General features: G+C 55.6%; 16 protein-coding genes. 6 read left to right on the forward strand and 10 right to left on the reverse strand.

The genetic code is table 11. The annotated features are described in order from the left end of the window. Nucleotides 1-132: 132 nt before the first annotated feature. Nucleotides 133-999, forward strand: a complete 867-nt coding sequence (locus N5923_RS10605; protein WP_267143918.1) for a DUF3289 family protein — start codon at nt 133-135, stop codon at nt 997-999. Next, a complete protein-coding gene (locus N5923_RS10610) occupies nt 983-1,444 on the forward strand; it encodes a DUF943 family protein (RefSeq protein ID WP_267143917.1) in 462 nt (153 codons plus the stop codon). The genes N5923_RS10605 and N5923_RS10610 overlap by 17 nt, the downstream gene beginning before the upstream one ends. Before the next feature lie 92 nt (nt 1,445-1,536). Here the strand turns inward: N5923_RS10610 and thyA are convergent, their stop codons facing one another. From thyA to rppH, 4 genes are all read right to left on the reverse strand, one after another. Next, nucleotides 1,537-2,331: a thymidylate synthase gene (gene thyA, locus N5923_RS10615; protein WP_267143916.1), complete on the reverse strand. Its 795-nt coding sequence runs from the start codon at nt 2,329-2,331 to the stop codon at nt 1,537-1,539. A gap of 6 nt (nt 2,332-2,337) precedes the next feature. Continuing rightward, entirely contained in the window at nt 2,338-3,210 is an 873-nt protein-coding gene (gene lgt, locus N5923_RS10620; protein ID WP_267143915.1) for a prolipoprotein diacylglyceryl transferase, read from the reverse strand. Nucleotides 3,211-3,407: 197 nt separating this feature from the next. Continuing rightward, the gene (ptsP, locus tag N5923_RS10625) at nt 3,408-5,654 is read right to left on the reverse strand and encodes a phosphoenolpyruvate--protein phosphotransferase (protein WP_267143914.1); all 2,247 of its coding nucleotides are present in this window, start codon (nt 5,652-5,654) and stop codon (nt 3,408-3,410) included. A gap of 12 nt (nt 5,655-5,666) precedes the next feature. Further along, the gene (rppH, locus tag N5923_RS10630; protein ID WP_017803569.1) at nt 5,667-6,194 is read right to left on the reverse strand and encodes an RNA pyrophosphohydrolase; all 528 of its coding nucleotides are present in this window, start codon (nt 6,192-6,194) and stop codon (nt 5,667-5,669) included. Nucleotides 6,195-6,882: 688 nt separating this feature from the next. Here rppH and mutH point away from each other — a divergent pair. From mutH to N5923_RS10650, 4 genes are all read left to right on the forward strand, one after another. Beyond that, nucleotides 6,883-7,569 carry a DNA mismatch repair endonuclease MutH gene (gene mutH, locus N5923_RS10635; RefSeq protein WP_267143913.1) on the forward strand — a complete coding sequence of 229 codons (687 nt, stop codon included), beginning with the start codon at nt 6,883-6,885 and terminating at the stop codon, nt 7,567-7,569. 68 nt (nt 7,570-7,637) lie between these two features. Next, a complete protein-coding gene (locus N5923_RS10640; RefSeq protein WP_267143912.1) occupies nt 7,638-8,348 on the forward strand; it encodes a TerC family protein in 711 nt (236 codons plus the stop codon). Between the two features lie 119 nt (nt 8,349-8,467). Continuing rightward, nucleotides 8,468-8,683: a YgdI/YgdR family lipoprotein gene (locus N5923_RS10645; RefSeq protein WP_267143911.1), complete on the forward strand. Its 216-nt coding sequence runs from the start codon at nt 8,468-8,470 to the stop codon at nt 8,681-8,683. Between the two features lie 163 nt (nt 8,684-8,846). Next, on the forward strand, nt 8,847-9,887 hold the full coding sequence (locus tag N5923_RS10650) for an NADP(H)-dependent aldo-keto reductase (RefSeq protein ID WP_267143910.1): 1,041 nt from the start codon (nt 8,847-8,849) through the stop codon (nt 9,885-9,887). A 116-nt stretch (nt 9,888-10,003) separates the two neighbouring features. On the opposite strand, the gene lplT is transcribed toward N5923_RS10650, so the two are convergent. The 6 genes from lplT to N5923_RS10680 form a co-directional block, all read right to left on the reverse strand. Next, nucleotides 10,004-11,212 (reverse strand): lysophospholipid transporter LplT, encoded by a 1,209-nt coding sequence (gene lplT / locus N5923_RS10655; protein WP_267143909.1) that lies wholly within the window; start codon nt 11,210-11,212, stop codon nt 10,004-10,006. Beyond that, nucleotides 11,209-13,365, reverse strand: coding sequence for a bifunctional acyl-ACP--phospholipid O-acyltransferase/long-chain-fatty-acid--ACP ligase (gene aas, locus N5923_RS10660; RefSeq protein ID WP_267143908.1), 2,157 nt, complete (start codon nt 13,363-13,365; stop codon nt 11,209-11,211). Before aas ends, lplT begins: the two co-directional genes overlap by 4 nt. A 105-nt stretch (nt 13,366-13,470) precedes the next feature. After that, nucleotides 13,471-14,880, reverse strand: a complete 1,410-nt coding sequence (locus tag N5923_RS10665) for an efflux transporter outer membrane subunit (protein ID WP_267143907.1) — start codon at nt 14,878-14,880, stop codon at nt 13,471-13,473. A 3-nt stretch (nt 14,881-14,883) separates the two neighbouring features. Further along, nucleotides 14,884-17,982 (reverse strand): multidrug efflux RND transporter permease subunit, encoded by a 3,099-nt coding sequence (locus N5923_RS10670; protein WP_267143906.1) that lies wholly within the window; start codon nt 17,980-17,982, stop codon nt 14,884-14,886. After that, a complete protein-coding gene (locus N5923_RS10675; RefSeq protein WP_267143905.1) occupies nt 17,979-21,143 on the reverse strand; it encodes a multidrug efflux RND transporter permease subunit in 3,165 nt (1,054 codons plus the stop codon). The genes N5923_RS10670 and N5923_RS10675 overlap by 4 nt, the downstream gene beginning before the upstream one ends. Next, the gene (locus tag N5923_RS10680) at nt 21,140-22,351 is read right to left on the reverse strand and encodes an MdtA/MuxA family multidrug efflux RND transporter periplasmic adaptor subunit (RefSeq protein ID WP_267143904.1); all 1,212 of its coding nucleotides are present in this window, start codon (nt 22,349-22,351) and stop codon (nt 21,140-21,142) included. Before N5923_RS10680 ends, N5923_RS10675 begins: the two co-directional genes overlap by 4 nt. Nucleotides 22,352-22,421: the final 70 nt, after the last annotated feature.

The raw sequence follows: 22,421 nt of genomic DNA on the forward strand, positions 1-22,421 counted from the left end.
TGTATCCGGATACGGCAAAAGCGTGAACGTATATGACTCAGTTCTCATCTTTAGTGCAGTGACTTTACAGGTCAGAATTTTGTGAATATGTTTCATCGGATTAAAGGACATTTAAAATAAGGAATATTGCAAATGGCCATATCTATCCCATGTCAGGTTTTCTCTACCCAGAAAATTTTTGGCGATCATGCAGCAGACGATATGCAGTATGGAGATTTATCAGAGCAGCAGCTGCGTGACCTTAAACTTACAGACATATCAGCCAGAGTTGATCCATATACACTGACAATTTATCAGCAGCCGCTCATGCTCCCTGCAAGGGGATTCGGTTCACTGGGTTCGGTGATGACTGGAGCACAAACTAGTGGCAGGAAAATATCCCAGTCTGAGTGTGCGCGTATCCTTTTTGATGAAATGAGAGAGCTGTCGACATTTTTCGCCAGTGGCAGATATGCCCATCTGATAGCAAAAATGATCGCGCACTTCGAGACTGGCAAAGGGACATCCTTCCAGAGCTATGCTCTTGATGAGGCTTACCGAGATATCATTCAGGAGAATCCTGTGAGAAACACCCTTAATGCGATAAAAATTGCCATCATTAAATCGCTTCGGACCGATAGAGCACCTATATCAGAAACCTTAAATTTCGTTCGGGACGCGCAAGAGGAAATATCTAAAACCCGGCTACCCAAATTTACACGATTCTCTGATAACTTTAATGGCCTGGGTATTACCATTCATGATATCCATGCACAGGAAATCACAGTGAACTCACTGGACGTCGGTAATAGCTTATGGCGTGCAAAGGTCAGTTTCAAAGCGCAGGATCATTTCGGACTGGATAAAAGCGATATTTCAAAGCCTCTTTTTCGGAATTTCCGTTTTTTTCGCATATGGTTTGTTTTACAACGTTATGAGAGGTTTGGCTTTCAGCCTTTTATGAATGATTTCAGCACTGAAGTTGAGATTGAAGGATATAAAAATGAAAAGGTCTGGTAAGGCTATCTTATCAGCATGTGTCCTGCTAACTGCTGCCTGTTACTTCTGGAACCTTCGTCCCGTCAACATCATCGGCGTTCATTACAAAAATGATTTTAGCTATGTGATAGTTGACCATCTTCCTTTTACTGACAGAGCAAAAGTTAAATGGTGGCTAGATCATCAGGACGAATTCCGGGAAAAATATCATATTCCCGCGCCTTCAGCGTCAGGAAACTTTGATGTTTCGGTGTGGGCTGCCGGCAAAGGGTATCTCAATTACGAAAAGAACTATAAACAAGATTTGCTGTGCTTTAGTGATATGGAAAGCAAGGATAACTGCATTGAAAAAAATCTGTTGCTAACCATCAAGAAAATACCCGAACAGAGGATATATTTTGTAATAGGATTTCACGATAGTGTCTATGAACTGGACAATGATAATGGTTTAATTCGTGTGCAATAAATGCCCACGTTGCCCCGACATTTTTTGTCATTCACGCCACGGGCTTATCATAAAGCGTGCGGCAGTCAGCAACCTGACCACCGCAACCGCGTTTAAATCGCCACCGGCGCCTTAATTGGCGGGTGAGGATCGTAACCCTCAATCTCGAAATCTTCAAAACGGTAATCAAAAATCGATGCTGGCTTACGTTTAATCACTAACTTCGGCAACGGACGCGGTTCACGTGACAGCTGCAGATCGGTCTGTTCCAGATGGTTGCTGTAGAGATGGGTATCACCACCGGTCCAGACAAAATCACCAACGGCCAGATCGCACTGCTGCGCGACCATATGCACCAGCAGCGCATAGCTGGCGATATTAAATGGCAGGCCGAGGAACACGTCGCAGGAGCGCTGATACAACTGGCAGGAGAGCTTGCCATCGGCAACATAGAACTGGAAGAACGCATGGCACGGCGCCAGCGCCATCTGATCCAGTTCACCGACGTTCCACGACGAGACGATAATACGGCGGGAGTCCGGGTCCTGCTTCAGCTGTTCCAGCACTTTGCTGATCTGGTCAATCTGACGGCCGTCCGCCGCGCCCCAGCTGCGCCACTGCTTACCGTATACCGGCCCTAAATCACCGTTCTCATCCGCCCACTCATCCCAGATAGAGACTTTATTCTCTTTCAGGTAAGCGGTATTGGTATCCCCCTGCAAAAACCACAGCAGCTCATGGATAATTGAGCGCAGATGGCAGCGCTTGGTGGTGACCAGCGGAAAACCTTCCTGCAGGTTGAAACGCATCTGATGGCCAAAAATCGACAGCGTGCCGGTTCCGGTACGATCGTTTTTCGCTGTGCCCTCAGCGAGCACTTTCTGCATTAAATCCAGATACTGTTTCATTTTTCCTCACGAAATTTGTTGCTGCGGGCGACGACGGTACGCCCAAATCATCATTATCACACCGGCCAGAATCATCGGCACCGACAGAATCTGACCCATGCTAATCACACCATCGAACAGGCCAAGCTGCGCGTCCGGCTGGCGGAAGAACTCAATAAAGATACGGAAAGCGCCATAACCAATCAGGAACAGGCCGGAGACCGCTCCAATCGGGCGTGACTTACGAATAAACAGGTTAAGAATGATAAACAGCACAATCCCTTCCAGCAGCAGTTCGTAAACCTGCGACGGATGACGCGGCAGCACACCGTAAGTCGCCAGCAGCGACTGCCACTCAGGATGGGTTGCCGCCAGCGCCACGTCTTCGCCACGCGAACCGGGGAACAGCATTGCCCATGGCAGATCCGGCGCCACACGGCCCCACAGTTCACCATTAATAAAGTTACCCAGACGACCTGCGCCGAGGCCAAACGGGATCAGCGGCGCGATAAAGTCCGAAACCTGGAAGAAGTTACGTTTGGTACGGTGCGCAAACCACAGCATCACGCCGATCACACCCAGCAAACCGCCGTGGAACGACATGCCGCCATCCCAGACTTTAAACAGGTACAGCGGATTATCGAGGAACAGCGGCATGTTGTAGAACAACACGTAACCGATACGACCACCGAGGAACACGCCGAGGAAACCGGCATACAGCAGGTTTTCAACTTCATCTTTGGTCCAGCCGCTGCCCGGTTTGTTGGCCCGGCGCACTGCCAGCCACATGGCAAAGACAAAACCCACCAGATACATTAAGCCGTACCAGTGAAGGGAAACCGGCCCGACAGAGAAGATCACCGGGTCGAATTGAGGGAAAGCCAGGTAGCCGTTATTCATCTTTCACCATAAATTTTTGCCCCGAACGGTGGGCGGCTGAATGATTAAACCCGTGCGCAAAAGGCGCTTCTCCGCGATGTGCCTGCCACCAGGCAGCCATAAATCACGGATAATTAAGGCTGCGAATCATATCACAGCCCGAATTAATGCGGGGGCCAGAACGTGTAAACTTTAATAAAGCCTTTTACCGTCAGTGCTTAACGTCCGCCGCGAATCAATCCGCCCAGCCCACGCTGCTCCATAAAAGCGGCGACCTGCTGGCGAACGCCACCGGCGGTATGCGCCAGCAGACTGTTCTGCGCCAGCGTCTCCGCCTCTTCGCGATCGATATGGCTGAGCAGATATTTGACCCGCGCCACATTACGCCCGTTCATGCTGAGATGGTGATAGCCGAGGCCAACCAGCAGTACCACGCACATCGGGTCGCCCGCCATCTCACCGCACAGACAGAGTTCAATGCCCGCGCGCTCCGCCTCGATAGCGATGCCCCGCAAGGCATGCAGCATCGCCGGATGCAGGCTGTCATACAGGTTCGCCACCCGGGTATTGTTGCGATCGACGGCCAGCAGATACTGGGTTAAATCGTTGGTGCCGACCGAAACAAAATCGACGCGTCCGGCCAGATGCGGGATCAGAAACAGCATCGACGGCACTTCAATCATTATGCCGATACGCGGTTGCGGGATAACGTAGCCCAGCATCTCTTCAACTTCGCGTCCCGCACGGTCGATCAGGCGTTTCGCATCATCGATCTCATCAATGCTGGTGATCATCGGCAACAGAATGCTCAGATTGCCGGTCGCCGCGTTAGCCCGCAGCATCGCCCGCACCTGCACCAGGAAGATCTCCGGCTGATCGAGCGTCAGACGGATACCACGCCAGCCGAGGCAGGGATTCTCCTCACTGATCGGCATATACGGCAGCTGTTTATCCGCGCCGATATCCAGTGTACGCAGCGTGACCGGCTTATTAAGGAACAGTTGCAGCATGCCCTGATACTGCGCCACCTGCTCCTCTTCCGAAGGAAAGCCGCTGTGCAGCATAAACGGGATTTCGGTACGATACAGCCCGACGCCATCCACCCAACTGCCCAGCGCCTGTTCATGTTCAGCGCTCAGACCGGCATTCAGCATCACCTGCACGCGCTCACCGCTTTTTAATGCGCCCTGCAGCTCAACAAGATCTTCTGCCATCTTGCTCAGCTCGTTCTCTTCGCTGATCAGGCGCTGATACTCCTGCACCAGCACCGGCTCGGGATCGACCAGCAGTTCGCCGCGATATCCATCGACAATCAGTAAGCGTTTATTCAGCAGCTCTGGCTGAATATCGGCGCCCATCACCGTCGGGATGCCCATGGCGCGCGCCAGAATGGCGGCGTGGGAGTTGGCGGCGCCATCGCGCACCACCACGCCAGCCAGACGATCCTGCGGCAGCTCCGCCAGCGTAGTGGCGGTTAACTCATCGGCCACCAGCACAAAGCGTTCCGGCCAGGCATTGGTGCCCTGTAAAGTATCGTCGAGGTGGAACAGCAGGCGCTGCCCCAGCACGCGCAGGTCACCGGCGCGTTCGCGCAGATAGTTATCCTGCAGGCTGGCAAATTGCGCGGCGAATTTCTCAATTACGGTTTTCACTGCCCACTCCGCCACCGAACCGGCATCAATTTCGGCAAACAGATCGTTTTTCAGCCGCGCATCGCTGAGCAGGTGCGAATAGAGATCAAAGATCGCCGCACTCTCTTTCTGCACGCTGGCGGTAAAACGTTTACTGAAGCGACGAAACTCATTCGAGGCTTCCCCCATCGCCAGCAACAGACGTTCGCGTTCGCGCTGACTGTCCAGCGTCGATGCGGCGGAGACCTGATCGAGCGAGGGTTGCGTGGTATCAAGCCAGCCCCGCGCCACCGCCACGCCTGGCGCCGCAGCCAGCGCACGGATGCGCGTCTGCCGGAACTGGCCGAAAAGCTGATGAAGTTGCGACTGGGAAAGGAGGGTTGCCATCTGGGTGGCAAGGGTAACAAGGAAAGACTCTTCGCTCTCATCGAACTGGCGATGTTCACGCTGCTGCACCACCAGCACGCCGAGCAGCTGGCGCCGGGTGATAATCGGCACGCCAAGGAAGGAGCGGAAACGTTCCTCCTTAACTGCCGGCACATATTTAAAGCTCGGGTGCTTTTGCGCATCCGCGAGGTTAATCGGCTCAGCCAGACGGCCAACCAGCCCGACGATCCCCTCATCAAACGCAAGCGTAATCGTCCGACCACGCGGCTTTTTCAGCCCGCGCGTCGCCATCAGGTAGTAGCATTGGCGATCGTGGTCAGCGAGATAAACCGAGCAGACTTCAATATCCATCGCCAGGCAAATCTCGTTAACCAGAATCTCCAGCGACTCATTTAAGCGCGGAGCGCCCGCCACTTTCTCAACAATATCGCGCAACTGAGTGAGCATAATCTGCGTGGCTTAACCTCTTTTCCGTCGATAAGCAGGCGCATTGCGCTGCACAGAACTCTCCTGCAACGGCATTACCACACCAGAAAACTCTTTCATAACGCGGCGGTAAACATCACGTTTAAAAGAAACCACCTGGCGCACCGGATACCAGAAGCTCACCCAGCGCCAGCCATCGAACTCTGGCGTGCTGCTGGTTTGCATATTGATATCCGCGTCATTACACATCAACTGCAGAAGAAACCACTTTTGTTTCTGGCCGATACAAACCGGCTTTGTGTCCCAACGCACCAAACGTTTTGGCAACTTATAACGTAACCAGTTACGGGTAGAAGCAAGAATACGGACGTCTTTCCGGTGTAAACCAACTTCTTCGAAAAGTTCGCGGTACATCGCCTGTTCCGCAGTCTCGCCAGGATTAATCCCTCCCTGAGGAAACTGCCAGGAGTGTTGCCCATAACGCCTGGCCCACAACACTTGTCCCTGCTTATTACAGATTACGATACCAACATTCGGGCGGTAGCCATCATCATCGATCACCGGACTACCTCAAAACTAATACTCGGATGTTCTGATTGTTTCATACTCCTTACAGACGGTAAACCACTGGTTGCGGCTGTGAACATCGGATAACAATGGGATAACTCACAGATATCAGCAAAGTTATAAACAGGAGTTGCCAAAAAATGGCGATCTTATTCACGTTTTCTGTGGATAGCTTTGTGCAGAACTCGGTACATAACCGGGTAAAACTTTTTGCAACGATGGGATAGCGACTTTTAATCTTAGGAATTAACCTATATGAATCAATCTGATGATAAGGTTGATCACAGGATAAAGCGGGCTGTTTAGCGCCACTAAATAGCCCTGCTTTCGCAACTGGTGAAAGATCGAACGCTGAGCTTTTTATCCACAGATTATGCCAATAAGTTACGCACAAAATGTACTGATCGCGTAAAAAAGCGGGTCGTCAAGGCTGTAAATCAAAACAGTATTCTTTTAAAAAGCGACTTATCCCACATTTCTGTGGATAACCGGGGGGTAGAACCTGTTCATTGTTGATGACAACATGGGAAAACCCGCCATATGGCAAAAAACGGCCGCAGGCGTGCAGGGTAAAAAAGCATGAGTAATCATGCTATTATTGCTGTTTTACACAATAGATTGGGCGCGTGCTTTGTTATGCGCCATAACTGATTGTTTTTTAACCTCCACTGCAGGAATTGTCATGGCTGTTGATTTCCCGTCTGTTCTTCCGCCGGAAGATGAAGCCACCTTACTGGCGCGCGCACAGGCGCTGGCGGGTTTTACGCTGGCAGAACTGGCCCTGAAAGCGCAGCTGCCGATACCGGCGGATCTCAAACGGGATAAAGGCTGGGTCGGCACCCTGCTGGAGATTCATCTTGGCGCCAGCGCCGGCAGTAAGCCTGAACAGGACTTTGCCGCCATTGGTATCGAACTGAAAACCATTCCGGTAGACAGTCTGGGACGACCACTGGAGACCACCTTTGTCTGTGTCGCGCCGCTGACGGGTAATAGCGGCGTAACCTGGCAGAACAGTCATGTACGCCACAAGCTGGCGCGGGTGTTATGGATCCCGGTTGAGGGCGATCGCGCCATTCCGCTGGCTGAACGCCGCGTCGGTGCGCCGCTGCTGTGGAGCCCGGGCGCCGCCGAAGAGGATCAGCTGCGACGCGACTGGGAAGAATTAATGGATATGATTGTGCTCGGTCAGGTGGATCGCATCACCGCCCGCCATGGCGAAGTACTGCAAATCCGCCCGAAAGCGGCCAACAGCAAAGCACTAACTGAAGGGATCGGTGAAAACGGTCAGCCGATTATGACCCTGCCGCGCGGCTTTTATCTGAAGAAAACCTTTACCGGCGCACTGCTGGCACGGCACTTTTTGCTTTAAAATTTTCCCGCCGCTGTCAATCATCGGTATAATCGCCGTTTAACTTTCGTTTAGGATGCACTGGCACAATGTTTGACTGGATTGCAGACCCCAATGCCTGGTTGGCTCTCGGAACGCTAACCATTCTGGAAATCGTTCTTGGTATTGATAATATTATCTTCCTTTCGCTGGTAGTCGCTAAGCTGCCGAAGCATCAACAGAACAAAGCCCGCCGCCTGGGTCTGGCCGGCGCGATGCTGATGCGCTTAGGATTGCTGGCGTCGATAGCCTGGGTTATTCGTCTGACCACCCCGCTGTTCACCCTGATGGATCATGCCTTCTCAACGCGCGATCTGATCCTGCTGTTTGGTGGCCTGTTCCTGCTATGGAAATCCAGTATGGAGATCCACGAAACTATTGAGGGCGGTGAAAGCGAAAATAATACCAATGTGCACTCCTTCTTTGGCGCCATCGTGCAGATTATGCTGCTGGATATTATTTTCAGCCTCGACTCGGTGATTACTGCCGTCGGTCTCTCTGACCATCTGTTTATTATGATGGCTGCGGTCGTGATTGCGGTGGGCGTCATGATGTTTGCCGCCCGAGCGGTCGGTGAGTTTGTTGATCGCCATCCATCGGTGAAAATGCTGGCACTGGCGTTCCTGATTCTGGTCGGTTTTACCCTGATTCTGGAGAGCTTTAACGTTCATGTACCAAAAGGTTACATTTATTTCGCCATGTTCTTCTCAATGGCGGTAGAGAGCCTTAACCTGATGCGTAGCCGGAAGAAACCGCTGTAATCTCTGTCAATGGCGAGTTGTGCTCGCCATTACAATTCAGAATCATGCGATTAACGCCCCGCGGTGAATGGTTTATTACTACACTGGTAAACTGAAGAGAAAACTGAGGGAGAGCATGGATGAAGTGGATGTTAAGTGCAGCCGCAATGGCAGCAGCGCTACTGGTAAGTGGTTGTAGCAGTGATTATGTGATGGCGACCAAAGATGGCAATATGATAATGACCGATGGCAAACCGGTGATCGATAAAGATACCGGGCTGGTAAAATATGTCGACCAGTCGGGCCATGAGTTGCAGATCAACGGTGACGAAGTCTCTACCATCATCGAGCGTTAATCCTCCTGAATTTTACCTGCTGCTCTCTTTACAGAGATGCGGCGGGCTTAACCTGCGCATTTCCCGTTAAATCCCCTCTTCCCCCTCTGCGCCAGCGCGGGTTATAGTCAAAAAAGCTGCAACAGGATTTAACCTTTCCATAATGAAAAAAGGAAGCCGGCAAATGCAATATCACCGTATCCCCCATAGCACACTGGAAGTCAGCACGCTGGGGTTAGGAACCATGACGTTTGGTGAGCAAAATAGCGAAGCCGACGCCCATGCTCAACTGGATTTGGCATTAAGTTCCGGTATCAATCTGATTGATACTGCTGAGATGTACCCGGTGCCACCGCGCCCGGAAACCCAGGGATTAACCGAAAGCTATATTGGTAGCTGGATCAAGGCACGCGGCAACCGCGATAAAATCGTGCTGGCCTCGAAAGTCGCCGGACCGTCACGCGGCAATGATGCCTCGATTCGTCCGCAGCAGGCGCTGGATCGTAAAAATATCCGTGAAGCGCTGGACGCTTCATTAAAGCGTCTGAATACCGACTATCTCGATCTGTACCAGCTGCACTGGCCACAGCGTCCGGCCAACTACTTTGGCAAGCTGGGATATGAATACAGCGACGCCAGTGTACCGGTTACGCTGCTGGAAACCCTTGAGGCGCTGAACGAGCAGGTACGCGCCGGTAAAATTCGTTATATCGGCGTGTCTAACGAAACCGCATGGGGCGTAATGCGCTACCTGCAACTGGCGGAAAAGCATGAGCTGCCGCGCATCGTCACCATTCAGAACCCCTACAGTCTGCTGAACCGCAGTTTTGAAGTAAATCTGGCGGAGATTAGCCAGCATGAAGGCGTTGAACTGCTGGCCTATTCAAGCCTGGCGTTTGGTACGCTGAGCGGTAAGTATCTGAATGGCGCGAAGCCAGCTGGCGCGCGTAATACGCTGTTTAGCCGTTTTACCCGCTACAGTGGCGAGCAGTCGCAGCAGGCGATTGCCGAGTATGTGGCGCTAGCCACTAAGCATAATCTTGATCCATCACAGATGGCGCTGGCCTTTGTGCGTCAGCAACCTTTTGTCGCCAGTACGCTGTTAGGCGCCACCACACTGGAGCAGCTGAAGATCAATATCGACAGCTTTAACCTGACGCTGGATGAAGAGGTGATGCAGGGGCTGGAAACGATTCATCGTCGTTATACCTATCCGGCGCCCTGATAGCGCATTAAAACGGGCGGCGGTCCCGCTTAAATCATCGACACGGGCGGCGAGAACGCCGCCCCTAAATGAAACGGTGAGCTTATCCAGGGGCAGCGTTCTCGCCGCCCAAACCATTAAACCACTTTTCGCTTCTGCGCTAACTGCCAGCCCCACAGCACCGCAATCGCCAGCGCAAACAGCGCGCCAAAACCGATACCGGCGGCGACCGGCGGTGCGCCCAGCTTAATCGCCAGCGAATAAAGCCCCAGCATAATCAGCATTGCGCTGTTCTCGCCGAGGTTCTGCACCGCGATCGCATTACCGGCACCCACCGTCGCTTTACCGCGCTCCTGCAGCAGCGCATTCAGCGGCACCACAAAGAAGCCGCCGAGAATACCAATAATCACCAGCAGCAGATACGCATTCAGCAGGCTGTGCTGCACGGCAAAAATCACCACTGCCACACCAATCAGCACTCCGGCCGGCATACAGCGTCCGACGGTTTTTAATGTCACCAGTTTCGCTGCTGCGACGGCGCCAAACACAATACCGATCGCTACCATCGCATTCAACTGGGTCGGGGTGCTGAGATCGGTAATACCCAGCGCCACCGGCACCCACAACACCAGCAGAAAACGCAGCGTCACCCCGGCGCCCCAGAACAGGCTGGTGCCGACCAGCGAGAAACGGGTTTCGCCGTTGCGCCATAACACCCGGCAGGCATGGAAGAAACTGCGCGACATACTTAACGGATGCCAGCTCTGCCCGGCGCGCGCCGCCGCCAGTTTCGGGATCAGCAGATTAGCCGCCACCGCCAGCCCGTAGGCCAGCACACAGGCAATCAGCGCCGCCAGCAGGTTCCAGTCAGCTAATACCCCGCCCGCTACCGATCCCAGCAGAATAGCGGCAATGGTGGAAGCCTCCATCAGACCGTTGGCCTTCACCAGTTTTTCGCCACTGGTGATCTCGCTCAGAATGCCATACTTGGCAGGCGAGTAAGCCGCCGCGCCGACACCCACCAGCGCATAGCCAAGAAACGGATTGAGACCAAAACAGATCACCAGCGCGCCCAGTAATTTCAGGCCGTTGGCAAACATCATCACCCGTCCTTTGGCAAAGCTGTCGGCAATCTGGCCGACAAAAGGCGCAAGGATGATATAGGTGGCGACAAACACCATCTGCAATACCGGCTGACTCCAGTCCGGATAGAGCTGATTTTTAATCACCGCCAGCGTGGCGAACAGCAGCGCGTTATCGCCAAACGCCGAGAGAAACTGGGCGGCGATCACCGCCATCATGCCTCGCGACAGCAGCGGTTGTTCGTCGGTCAGAGTATTGCTCATGCGTCTTGCGCCTCTTCTTCTGCCATTTTACGCAGGGTAACAAAATCTGGTTTACCGCTGCCGAGCTGCGGTAACTGTTTCATACAGCGAATATCACGTGGCACCGCCAGTTCCGGGCTACCCATCTCACGGGCGGCACGTTGCAGCTGTTCACGCGTCAGTTCGCTGTCGGTGGTAAACAGCACCAGCGCTTCGCCGCGATTGCCGTCGGCTTTCATCGAGGCGGCATGCAGCTTCTCAGGCGAGGCTTTTAACGCAATTTGTTCCACTGCCTCCAGCGACACCATCTCACCGGCAATTTTCGCAAAGCGTTTTACCCGTCCCTGAATCTGGCAGAAACCGTGTTCGTCAAAGCTGACGATATCACCGGTATCGTACCAGCCCGCTTCCATCTGCCCTTCGCCATTATCGGCCTGCGGCGTCTCAAGGAAGCCCGGACGCTCAACGCGCAGATAGCCTTTCATAATATTCGGTCCGCGCAGCTGCAGCTGTCCGCCCTGCTCAATACCCGGTACCGCAATCAGACGTGAATCCATCGCCGGTAAAATACGACCAACGCTATGCGGCCGCGCCGCCATCGGCACGTTAATCGCCACCACCGGTGCGCACTCGGTGACGCCATAACCTTCCAGAATACGGATGCCAAAACGGTCCTGCCACAGCTGACGGGTGTTTTCCTGCAGTTTTTCCGCTCCGGCCACCACATAACGCAGGCGGGCAAAATCATACGGATTGGCAAAGCGTGCATAGTTACCGAGGAAGGTCGAGGTGCCAAACAATACGGTGCAGTTACGGTCATACACCAGCTCCGGCACAATGCGGTAGTGCAGCGGGCTGGGATAGAGAAACACTTCGGCGCCGGTCATTAATGGCGCAAACATGCCGACGGTAAGACCAAAAGCATGGAACAGCGGCAGCGCGGCCATAAAGCGGTCGCGCGGGGTGAAATCAGCAACCGTACGGATCTGTTCAACGTTTGCCAGCAGGCTTTTATGTGAGTGCACCACCCCTTTCGGATTTCCTTCCGAACCGGAGGTAAACAGCACCATTGCCGCATCTTCCGGCTGCTGTGGCAGCATCGCGCGGCGCGGCAACAGCAGGTGGCTGAGGATCCATAACTTATCCTGCAGCGTCACAGTATCTTTCAGATCCTCAAGGAAGATCCATTTAACCTGCGTAATGCCTTCCGGCAGATGCTGCAATTTGCCCTTCTCAAGGAACTGGCGTGAGGTAAACACCGTCCTGACTTCAGCGGCTTTCAGCGCGCTGCTGACGCCCTGCACGCCTGCGGTATAGTTCAGCATCGCCGGAATACGGCCCCGCATCGATGCACCGAGAATCGCGGCGGCGGTCACTGTGGCATTCGGCAGCAACAGGCCAATATATTCACCCGGCTGTGTATAGCGTTCGAGGATACGGCCAACGCCCAGCGCTTTCTTTAGCAGGCCGGTGTAGCTGTCCGGCTTAAAGTTGATATCTTCAATGCAGTTTTTAAAGTAGCCATAGCGGGTACGCGCACTGAGAAACGCCTGGTAAAGGGTTTCACGCGGACGCACCGCCATACGCGCTTCCATCATCACATGATGCAGATGCTCACCGGCCAGAATACGGCGCTCGCGAGCGCGCGGGGCATCGGGCATCGGAATCGAGGTGGCGGGCAGCACCGTCAGAGTAATACGCGGGAACAGACGACGCTTAAACACGCCGCCAAGTCGGCCGAACGGCGTATACTCCGCCCCTTCGATACGCAGCGGCACCACAGTCGCCTGCGATTTTGCGGCGACAAAACCGGCGCCGCTGTAAATTTTCATCAGTGAACTGGTCACCGTAATACGCCCTTCAGGGAAAATCACCACCGGGCGTCCCTGACCAATCATCCGCACCAGATGTTTAACCGCCATCGGCTTGGTGGGATCAAGCGGCACAAAATCGATCACCTTCTTCAGCCAGCGCATATACCACTTCTCACTGACCGTGGAGTAAATCGCGAATACTGGCTTAACAGGCAGAAAAACCGCCAGCAACACGCCATCGAGAAACGACATATGGTTTGGCGTAATCAGCACCCGCTCTTTGTACAGCGCAGCGATATCCCCGCGCAGTTCAGCACGGTACATCAGGCGGAATACAAAGCGGAAAAACGAGAACAGCATGCCAACTCCTTAGCAGCAATAAATATTGCGTATCACGATGCAGGATATGGCGACGTAACTCAATGCGCGATAAGTCAAAACAGAGAAATTATTCAGCGATTAAAGTTACTGATGCCAGCCGCCACCCAGCGCCGCAATCAGTTCAACGCTGGTAACCCACTGGGTGCTTTGCACTGACAGCAGACTCTGTTGCTGGCTCAGACTGGTATTTTCGGTGCTGGCCACATCAAGATAATCGATCATCCCGGCCTGATACTGGTTATAGGTAACGCGCGCCGACTCTTTCGCTGCATCGGCAGCGCGCTGCTGCGCCTGCACTTCAATTTGCAGGGTATTCAGCTCGACCAGATAGTTTTCCACTTCCTGGAAACCTTCCAGAACCGCCTGGCGATAGCTGGCGACGCTGGCGTCATACGAGGCGCGCGCCTGCCCGACTTTGGCGGAGGTCGCGCCAAAATCCAGCAGCGTTCCGCTCAGCTCTGGCCCCAGTGACCAGGCGCGATTGGGCAGCGAAACCAGATTATGCAGTACTGAGCCGCTGAAACCGCCGCTGGCGCTAAGGGTGAGGTCAGGATAGTAACCGGCAATCGCTACGCCGACGGCAGCATTAGCCGCTGCCACATTGCGTTCGGCATACGCGATATCCGGCCGGCGCTGCAACAGTTGCGACGGCAGAGCAGCGGGGATCGTCGGGATTTTGGCGGTCAGCGGCGCCACCGGCAGGCTGAATTCCGCCGGGGTTTTACCGATCAGCATGGCGATGGCATTTTCCAGTTGCGCACGTTGCCAGCTGAGATCAAGCGCCGAAGCACGGGCGCTCTCCAGCTGGGTCTGTGCCTGCGCCAGCGTGCCGCGCGACTCGGCGCCAGCCTGGTATTTATTCTCAATCACCTGCAAATAGCGCTGATAAGCGGTGACGCTCTGCTGATACAGCGCAATCTGCTGATCCATCACCCGCAACTGGAAGTAGTCCTGCGCCAGCGTCGACTGGGCGCTGAGGGTGATATTGGCTAACTCGGCAGCGCTGGCATCGGCGCTGGCGCGATTCTCCTCCAGCGTGCGGCGCAGTTTGCCCCATACGTCCAGCTCCCAGCTGGCGCTGGCCTGTAACGAATGGCTGTTGCTGACGCTGCGCTGACTGCCACCGCTGGTGGTAGTGCTACGGCTGCCGCTGCGGGTGGAACTGGCGGTGCCGCTCACGGTGGGCAGCAGATCGGCGCGTGACTCCGCCGCTAACGCTACCGCCTGGCGGTATTGCGCTTCATACTGCGCCACATTCTGATTGGAGATTTGCACCTGACTCAGCAAATTCGACAGGGTTGCATCCTGATAAACCGCCCACCACTCACCTTTACTCTGATCATCCTGCGGCGTGGCTTCGCGCCAGCCCGCCGCGTGTTTGTAGTGGGTCGGCACCGCCGCCGACGGGCGCTGATAGTCAGGCCCCACCGCACAGCCAGTAACAAGTAGCGCTAATAATAATGCAGGGTAAATCGCGGGTTTGGTTTTCATCATCAATTATTCAGCATGGCGCAGTCGTTGCCACTGACGTTTAGTGGCGCGACTGGCGCGATCAAGATAGAGGTACACCACCGGCGTGGTGAACAGCGTAAGTAACTGGCTGAGCGCCAGGCCGCCAGCGATGGCTAAGCCAAGCGGGCTGCGCAGGTCGGCATCGCCGCCGCTGCCCAGCGCCAGCGGCAGTGCGCCGAAAAAGGCCGCCAGGGTGGTCATCATGATGGGGCGGAAGCGCATCAGACAGGCTTGCGTGATCGCCTGCTGCGGCGTCATGCCCTGCTGGCGCTCGGCGGCCAGCGCAAAATCGATCATCATAATCGCGTTCTTTTTCACGATGCCAATCAGCAGCAAAATACCGATCAGCGCGATCACCGTTAGCTGAGTATTGGTCAGCAGCAGCAGCAACAGCGCCCCGACACCGGCCGAAGGCAGCGTCGACAGGATAGTCAGCGGATGGATATAGCTCTCATACAGCATGCCCAGCACGATATATACCGCCGCCAGCGCCGCCAGAATCAACCATGGCATTGAGGAGGTCAGCTCAGAAAAGGCTTTCGCCGTACCCTGGAAACCGGCCTGGATCGTATCCGGCAGGGCAATTTGCGCCATCGCGGTTTTGATCAGCGCCTGCGCCTGCTCCAGCGAAACGCCATCGGCGAGGTTAAAGGCGATAGTGCTGGTGGCCGACTGCCCCTGATGCGATACCGACAGCGGTGAATTGCCGCCGCTAAAGCTGGCAAAGGCGGAAAGCGGCACCTGATCGCCATTGTCATTAACCACAAACAGCTGATTCAGCATTGCCGGATCGCGGGTGTACTTCTCATCCAGCGTCATCACCACATGATACTGATTCAGCGTCTGATACAGGGTCGCCACCTGGCGCTGGCTGAAGGCATTATTCAGCAGGGTATCGACCATATTGACGTCGACGCCGAGCCGGGTGGCGCGCTCACGATCGATAGTGATCATCACCTCCTGCCCGCCGGTCTGCGAATCGGAGTCAACGCTGGTCAGCTGCGGGATCTTCTCCAGCGCCGCTTTCACTTTTGGTGTCCAGATGCGCAGGGTATCGAGATCGTCAGCCTGCAGGCTGTACTGATACTGTGCATTGGCGCTGCGTCCGCCGATATGGATATCCTGCGCCGCCATCAGAAACAGTTCGACGCCGGGAATATTGCGCGCTTTGGCGCTTAAGCGGTTAGCCACTTCGGTCGCATTGGCGTCACGCTGATCGAACGCTTTCAGATGGACAAAGAAGTTGGCGCTGTTACGCGAACCAAAAGCACCGCTGCCGATAGATGACATCACACCATCAACCGCCGGATCCTCCTGAATCATTTTGGCGAAGGTTTTGAGTTTCGGCTGCATCGCCTGGAACGAGATATTTTGATCGGCGCGCAGCATGCCCATCAGCAGGCCGGTATCCTGGTTAGGGAAGAAGCCCTTCTGTACCACCGAATAGAGAAAGACATTCAGGATAATCGTCAGGATCAGACTGAACAGCGTCAGACGCTGATGACGCATTACCCAGTTCAGCGCCGCCGCATAGGCCGCCAGCAGCCCGTTCAGGCGGTTTTCAATCCACTGATAAACCGGATGCGGACGCGCGGTGACTTTCGGCTTACGCCGCAGCAGCCGTGAACAGAGCATCGGCGTCAGGCTGAGCGATACCAGCATTGAGATAATCAGCGACACCGTCAGCGTCACGGCAAATTCGCGGAACAGTCGTCCGACAATGCTGCCCATCAGCAGAATCGGAATAAACACCGCCACCAGCGACAGCGTCATCGACAGCACGGTAAAGCTCACTTCCTGCGCCCCTTTCAGCGAGGCGCGCACCGGACTGAGTCCCTCTTCGATATAGCGGGTGATATTTTCCAGCACCACAATTGCATCATCGACGACAAAGCCGGTGGCGATAATCAGCGCCATCAGCGACAGGTTATCAAGGCTGTAATCCAGCAGATACATCACCGCACAGGTGCCAATTAACGAAACCGGCAGCGCTACCGCCGGGATAATCAGCGCGCGCAGATTGCGCAGAAAGACAAATACCACGCCAATCACCAGCGCGATGGCAATCAGCAGCGTCTCTTCGGTGTCATACAGCGAGGCGCGGATATTCGGTGAGCGGTCGACCACAATCTTCAGGCTGACATCGCCCGGCAGATCCTTTTGCAACGCAGGCAGCTGCGCCTTAATCGCATCAATGGTTTCCAGCATATTGGCGCCAGCCGAGCGCGTCACACCGAGCATCACCGATGGCGTCTGGTTGTAGTACCCGACGTTATATTTATCTTCCACCGAGTCATACACCGTCGCCACATCACTGAGGTGAATGGCGCGGCCGCTCTGATAGCTCACCACCAGGTTGCGATACTGGCTGGCGCTGTCCAGCTGGCCATTGCTGTCCACCACCCACGACTGGTTATTGCCTTCCAGCATCCCCTTGGGCAGATTAGTGGTGCTGTTGGCGATGGCGCTGCGCACCGTATCCAGCGAGACGCCAAAATGGGTCAGCTGCTGCGGTTGCAGATCGATGCGTACCGCAGGCAGCGCGCTGCCCACCAGCGACACTTCTCCGACGCCCTGCACCTGGGCAATTTTCTGTTTAATTTTGCTGGAAGCGAGATCGTATAGCTCGCCATTGCTCACTTCTGAAGAAGTCAGCGCCAGCATCACAATGGGCGCATCCGACGGGTTGGCTTTGCGATAAGTCGGCAGCGACGCCATGCTGCTCGGCAGCAGACTGCGTGCGGCATTGATCGCCCCCTGCACATCGCGCGCCGCGCCGTTAATATCGCGGCTTAGCTCAAACTGCAAAATAACGTTGGTCGACCCTTGCGAGCTGCTGGAGCTCATTTCGGTAATGCCGGCGATCTGGCCGAGCGCGCGTTCCAGCGGCGTCGCCACCGTCGCCGCCATGGTTTCCGGGCTGGCGCCCGCCAGGCTGGCGGAAACCATAATCGTCGGAAAATCCACCTGCGGCAGCGGCGCTACCGGCAGCAGACGATAGCCCAGCGCGCCCAGTAACAGCAGCGCAAGGGTTAACAGCAGCGTGGCAACCGGGCGGAAGATAAACAGCTTGACGATATTCATTCGCCTCTCCGCTGCTGCGCGTTACGCAGATAGCGCTTGCTACGTTGTGACAAACCGTCAAACCACAGATAGATCACTGGCGTGGAGAACAGCGTCAGCACCTGGCTGAAGATCAGCCCGCCGACAATCACCAGCCCCAGCGGCTGACGCAGCTCTGCACCGGATCCCTGCGCCAGCATCAGCGGCAGCGCACCGAGCAGCGCCGCCATGGTGGTCATCAGAATCGGACGGAAGCGCAGTAAACAGGCCTGATGGATCGCTTCGCGCGGGCTGAGATGCTGCTTATTCTCCGCTTCCAGCGCAAAGTCGATCATCATAATCGCGTTCTTTTTCACAATACCGATCAGCAGGATCACGCCAATCAGCGCGATCAGGCTGAATTCGGTATCCGCCAGCAGCAGGGTCAACAGCGCGCCCACCGCCGCCGACGGCAGGGTCGACAGAATGGTGACCGGATGGATAAAGCTCTCATACAGAATGCCCAGCACCACATACATAGTCAGCAGCGCCGCCAGAATCAGCCATAGCGTATTGCTGGTGGCGCTCTGGAATGACGCCGCTTCGCCCTGGTAGCGCAGCGTGATACTGGCAGGTTGCGCCAGATCCTTGCTGATATCGGCAATTGCCTGCTGTCCCTGCTCTAACGAATAGCCTTCGTTAAGGTTAAACGAGACGGTCACCGCGGAGAACTGATTGAGACGCATATGCACCAGCGAGCCGGTGCGCTGATGGATTTTGGCGATCGATGTCAGCCTGACCATACCGCTGCTGGCCGTCGTGGAGGAGGTCGAAGAGCTGGAACTGGTCGTCGAGCTGTCCGATGACGACGAGCTGCTGCTGGCCAGCCAGATATCATCAAATGACGCCGGTGACTGCTGGTATTGCGGCTGCACTTCCAGCACCACGCGATACTGATTCGACTGGGTAAAAATGGTCGATACCAGGCGCTGACCAAAAGCGTTGTACAACGCAGTATCGACATCGGAAGCGGTAATGCCGTAGCGCGCCGCCGCATCGCGGTTCAGCTCGACATAGGCCACCTGTCCCTGATCCTGCAGATTGCTGACCACCGCGTTAAACTCGGGACGCTTCTGCATCGCCGCCACCAGCTGTGGTGACCACGCGACCAGGCTCTCGCTGTCGGCATCATCGAGGGTGAACTGATACTGGCTCGGCGTCACCTGATCATTAACGGTCAGATCCTGCGACGACTGCAGATACAGCTGAATACCCGGCACCTGCTGCGTCGCCTGTTTTAGCTCGGCGATAACCGCATCGGCGCGTTCGTCACGCTCATCAAATGACTTCAGGTTTATCTGCAAACGCCCGCTGTTAAGGCTGGTGTTATTGCCGTCAATGCCGACGGTCGAGGAGAGGCTGTCAACCGCCGGGTTCTGCAGAATAATATCCGCCAGCCGCTGCTGGCGCTTCGCCATCTCGCCAAATGAGACATCCTGCGAGGCAACGGTCACTCCCTGAATCAGCCCGGTGTCCTGCGCCGGGAAAAAGCCTTTAGGGATCACCAGGTACAGCAGTGCGGTCAGCGCCAGCGTCGCCAGCGCCACCAGCAGCGTAATACGCTGATGATTCAGCACCACCGTCAGCATGCGGTCATAGCCGCGCACCAGCAGATCGAAAAACTGGCCGCCTTTACGGTAGAAACGGCTCTGTCGATGTTCAGGAATATGGCGCAGCAGATAAGCGCAAAGCATCGGCGTCAAGGTTAATGACACCAGCATCGACACCAGAATCGCCACCGCCAGCGTAATAGCGAATTCGCGGAACAGACGCCCGACCACGTCGCCCATAAACAGCAGCGGGATCAGCACCGCAATCAGCGAGAACGTTAGCGAGATAATGGTAAAGCCGATCTGCGCCGAGCCTTTTAACGCCGCCTGCATCGGGGTTTCGCCCTCTTCCAGCCGCCGCGAAATATTCTCCACCACCACAATCGCATCATCGATAACAAAACCGGTGGCGACGGTCAGCGCCATCAGCGACAGGTTATTCAGGCTGAAGTCGCACAGATACATCACGCCAAAGGTGCCGACCAGCGACAGCGGCACCGCCACGCTGGGGATCAGCGTCGCCGCCACATTACGCAGGAACAGGAAAGTGACCATTACCACCAACGCAATCGACAGCATCAGTTCAAACTGCACATCGCTGATGGAGGCGCGGATGGTCTGGGTGCGATCCGACAGGATCTGCACCTTAACGCCATCCGGCAGCGCCGCCTGCAAAGTCGGCAGCTGGGCCTTAATATTATCCACCACCGAAATCACATTAGCGCCCGGCTGGCGCTGCACGCTAATCACAATCGCCGGATTGCGGTTCGCCCATGCCGACTGATAGCTGTTCTCCGCCGCCTCAGAAATCTGCGCGATATCGTGCAGCCTGAGCGCCGCGCCATTCTGGTATGTCAGAATCAGGTTGCCGTACTCTTCTGCGGTGCGCAGCTGATCGTTGGCATCAATGGTCACCGAATGGTATTTGCCATCAAAGCCGCCTTTCGAGCCATTAACGTTACTGTTGCCGATCAGGGTATTGACGTCTTCCAGCGTCAGACCATGGGCCGCCAGCGCTTTCGGGTCCATCTGCACGCGGATTGCTGGCTGATGGCCGCCCGCCAGTGTCACCATACCGACGCCGGAAATTTGCGACAGCTTCAGCGCAATACGGGTATTCACCAGATCCTGCACTTTGGTCAGCGGCAGGGTATCGGAGGTCGCCGCCAGGGTGATCACCGCGCTATCTGCCGGGTTAACCTTTTTATAGGTTGGCGGATTCGGCAGATCGCTCGGTAACAGGCTATCGGCGGCATTAATCGCCGCCTGCACTTCCTGCTCCGCCACATCCAGCGACAGTTCCAGCGAGAACTTCAGCGTAATAACTGACGATCCACTGGAGCTGCTGGAGGTCATCTGGCTGAGTCCCGCCATCTGCCCCAGCTGGCGTTCCAGCGGCGCCGTGACCGATGAGGCCATGACATCCGGGCTGGCGCCGGGATAGAGGGTGGTGACCTGAATGGTCGGATAATCCACCTGCGGCAGCGCCGAGGTGGAGAGAAAACGATAAGCAAACAGCTCGGAGAGTAATACCCCCACCATCAGCAGGATGGTGGCGACCGGACGTTCGATAAAAATACGCGAAGGATTCATTGCGCCTGTGCGCTCCCGCCTGCTGCTTTGGTCTGCTGCGCACTGACCAGCTCAACTTTGCTGCCGTTCGACAGACGGTCGATGCCCTCAGTCACTACCCGATCGCCCGCTTTGACGCCGGAGAGGATCGCCTGTTTATCTTCACCAAAGGTGGGGCCGGTTTGCACCGCGGTGCGGCTGACGGTGTTGTCCTGCTTAATCAGATAGACAAAGCTGCCATCGCTGCTCAGTTGTAACGCCTGCGCCGGGATCACCGTCGCCTGCTTCAGCGTGCCGGTTTGCAGACGCACATTGACAAACTGATTGGGATACAGCGCATCATCCTGATTGGCGAAGGTCGCTTTCAGCTCAACGCTGCCGGTATCGGTATTGATTGAGTTACTCATAAACTGCACTGCGCCCTGCTCCAGCTGCGTACTGCCATCCTGGTCAAAGGCGGTGGCGGGCAGCGTCTGGCCGTTATGCAGCGCTTTCGCCAGCAGCGGAACATTGCTTTGCGGCACGCTAAAGGTGACGGCGGCAGGCTGGGTTTGCGTGATGGTGACAATGCCGGTGGTATCGCTGCTGTGCACCATATTGCCGGCATCCACCAGCCGTAAACCGGCGCGGCCACTGATTGGCGAAGTGATGCTGGCATATTCAATATCCAGCTTTGCCGCATCAATCTGCGCCTGCGCCGCTTTGATAGTGCCGCGATACTGACCAACGGTGGCGATCTGGCTATCGAGGTCCTGACGCGCCAGCGAGTCCTGGGCAAACAGCTTCTGATAACGTTTCAGCGTCAGTTCGGCGCTTTTCAGCAGCGCCTGATTTTCTGCCAGCGTGCCCTGATACTGCGCCATGGTGGCCTGGTAGCTGCGCGGATCGATCTGCGCCAGCAGCTGTCCGGCTTTCACTTGCTGACCTTCGGTAAACAGCACTTTGGTCAGCTGCCCGTCCACGCGGCTGGTGACCGTGACGCTGGCATTCGGAATCACCGTGCCCAGCGCATTCAGATAGACCGGCACATCGGCCAGCGTAACCTCACCGCTATGCACCGGCGTGCTGCCGCCCGTCATCATGCCTGGCCCGCCAGGGCCACCGGGTGCACCTCCCGCCGTCTGCTGACCGGTGGGCCAGAAGCGCCACGCCAGCGCGGCAATAATCAATAACAGAATCACAACCAACAGGATGCGGCGGAACAGGGATTTTTTAGCGGTGAAGGTCATGAGATTCTTTTAATCAAATAAAATGAGTTAAGTCATCCTGTAGGGGCGGCGTTAACGCCGCCCGCGCAGC

Source organism: Winslowiella arboricola, from assembly GCF_025527015.1.
Classification (GTDB): Bacteria; Pseudomonadota; Gammaproteobacteria; order Enterobacterales; family Enterobacteriaceae; genus Erwinia; species Erwinia arboricola.

Bases quoted from the DNA above. Each gene is read 5' to 3' on its own strand.
- N5923_RS10605 (WP_267143918.1), top strand. From the start codon at position 133: ATGGCCATATCTATCCCATGTCAGGTTTTCTCTACCCAGAAAATTTTT.
- N5923_RS10610 (WP_267143917.1), top strand. From the start codon at position 983: ATGAAAAGGTCTGGTAAGGCTATCTTATCAGCATGTGTCCTGCTAACT.
- thyA (WP_267143916.1), bottom strand. From the start codon at position 2,331: ATGAAACAGTATCTGGATTTAATGCAGAAAGTGCTCGCTGAGGGCACA.
- lgt (WP_267143915.1), bottom strand. From the start codon at position 3,210: ATGAATAACGGCTACCTGGCTTTCCCTCAATTCGACCCGGTGATCTTC.
- ptsP (WP_267143914.1), bottom strand. From the start codon at position 5,654: ATGCTCACTCAGTTGCGCGATATTGTTGAGAAAGTGGCGGGCGCTCCG.
- mutH (WP_267143913.1), top strand. From the start codon at position 6,883: ATGGCTGTTGATTTCCCGTCTGTTCTTCCGCCGGAAGATGAAGCCACC.
- N5923_RS10640 (WP_267143912.1), top strand. From the start codon at position 7,638: ATGTTTGACTGGATTGCAGACCCCAATGCCTGGTTGGCTCTCGGAACG.
- N5923_RS10645 (WP_267143911.1), top strand. From the start codon at position 8,468: ATGAAGTGGATGTTAAGTGCAGCCGCAATGGCAGCAGCGCTACTGGTA.
- N5923_RS10650 (WP_267143910.1), top strand. From the start codon at position 8,847: ATGCAATATCACCGTATCCCCCATAGCACACTGGAAGTCAGCACGCTG.
- lplT (WP_267143909.1), bottom strand. From the start codon at position 11,212: ATGAGCAATACTCTGACCGACGAACAACCGCTGCTGTCGCGAGGCATG.
- aas (WP_267143908.1), bottom strand. From the start codon at position 13,365: ATGCTGTTCTCGTTTTTCCGCTTTGTATTCCGCCTGATGTACCGTGCT.
- N5923_RS10665 (WP_267143907.1), bottom strand. From the start codon at position 14,880: ATGATGAAAACCAAACCCGCGATTTACCCTGCATTATTATTAGCGCTA.
- N5923_RS10670 (WP_267143906.1), bottom strand. From the start codon at position 17,982: ATGAATATCGTCAAGCTGTTTATCTTCCGCCCGGTTGCCACGCTGCTG.
- N5923_RS10675 (WP_267143905.1), bottom strand. From the start codon at position 21,143: ATGAATCCTTCGCGTATTTTTATCGAACGTCCGGTCGCCACCATCCTG.
- N5923_RS10680 (WP_267143904.1), bottom strand. From the start codon at position 22,351: ATGACCTTCACCGCTAAAAAATCCCTGTTCCGCCGCATCCTGTTGGTT.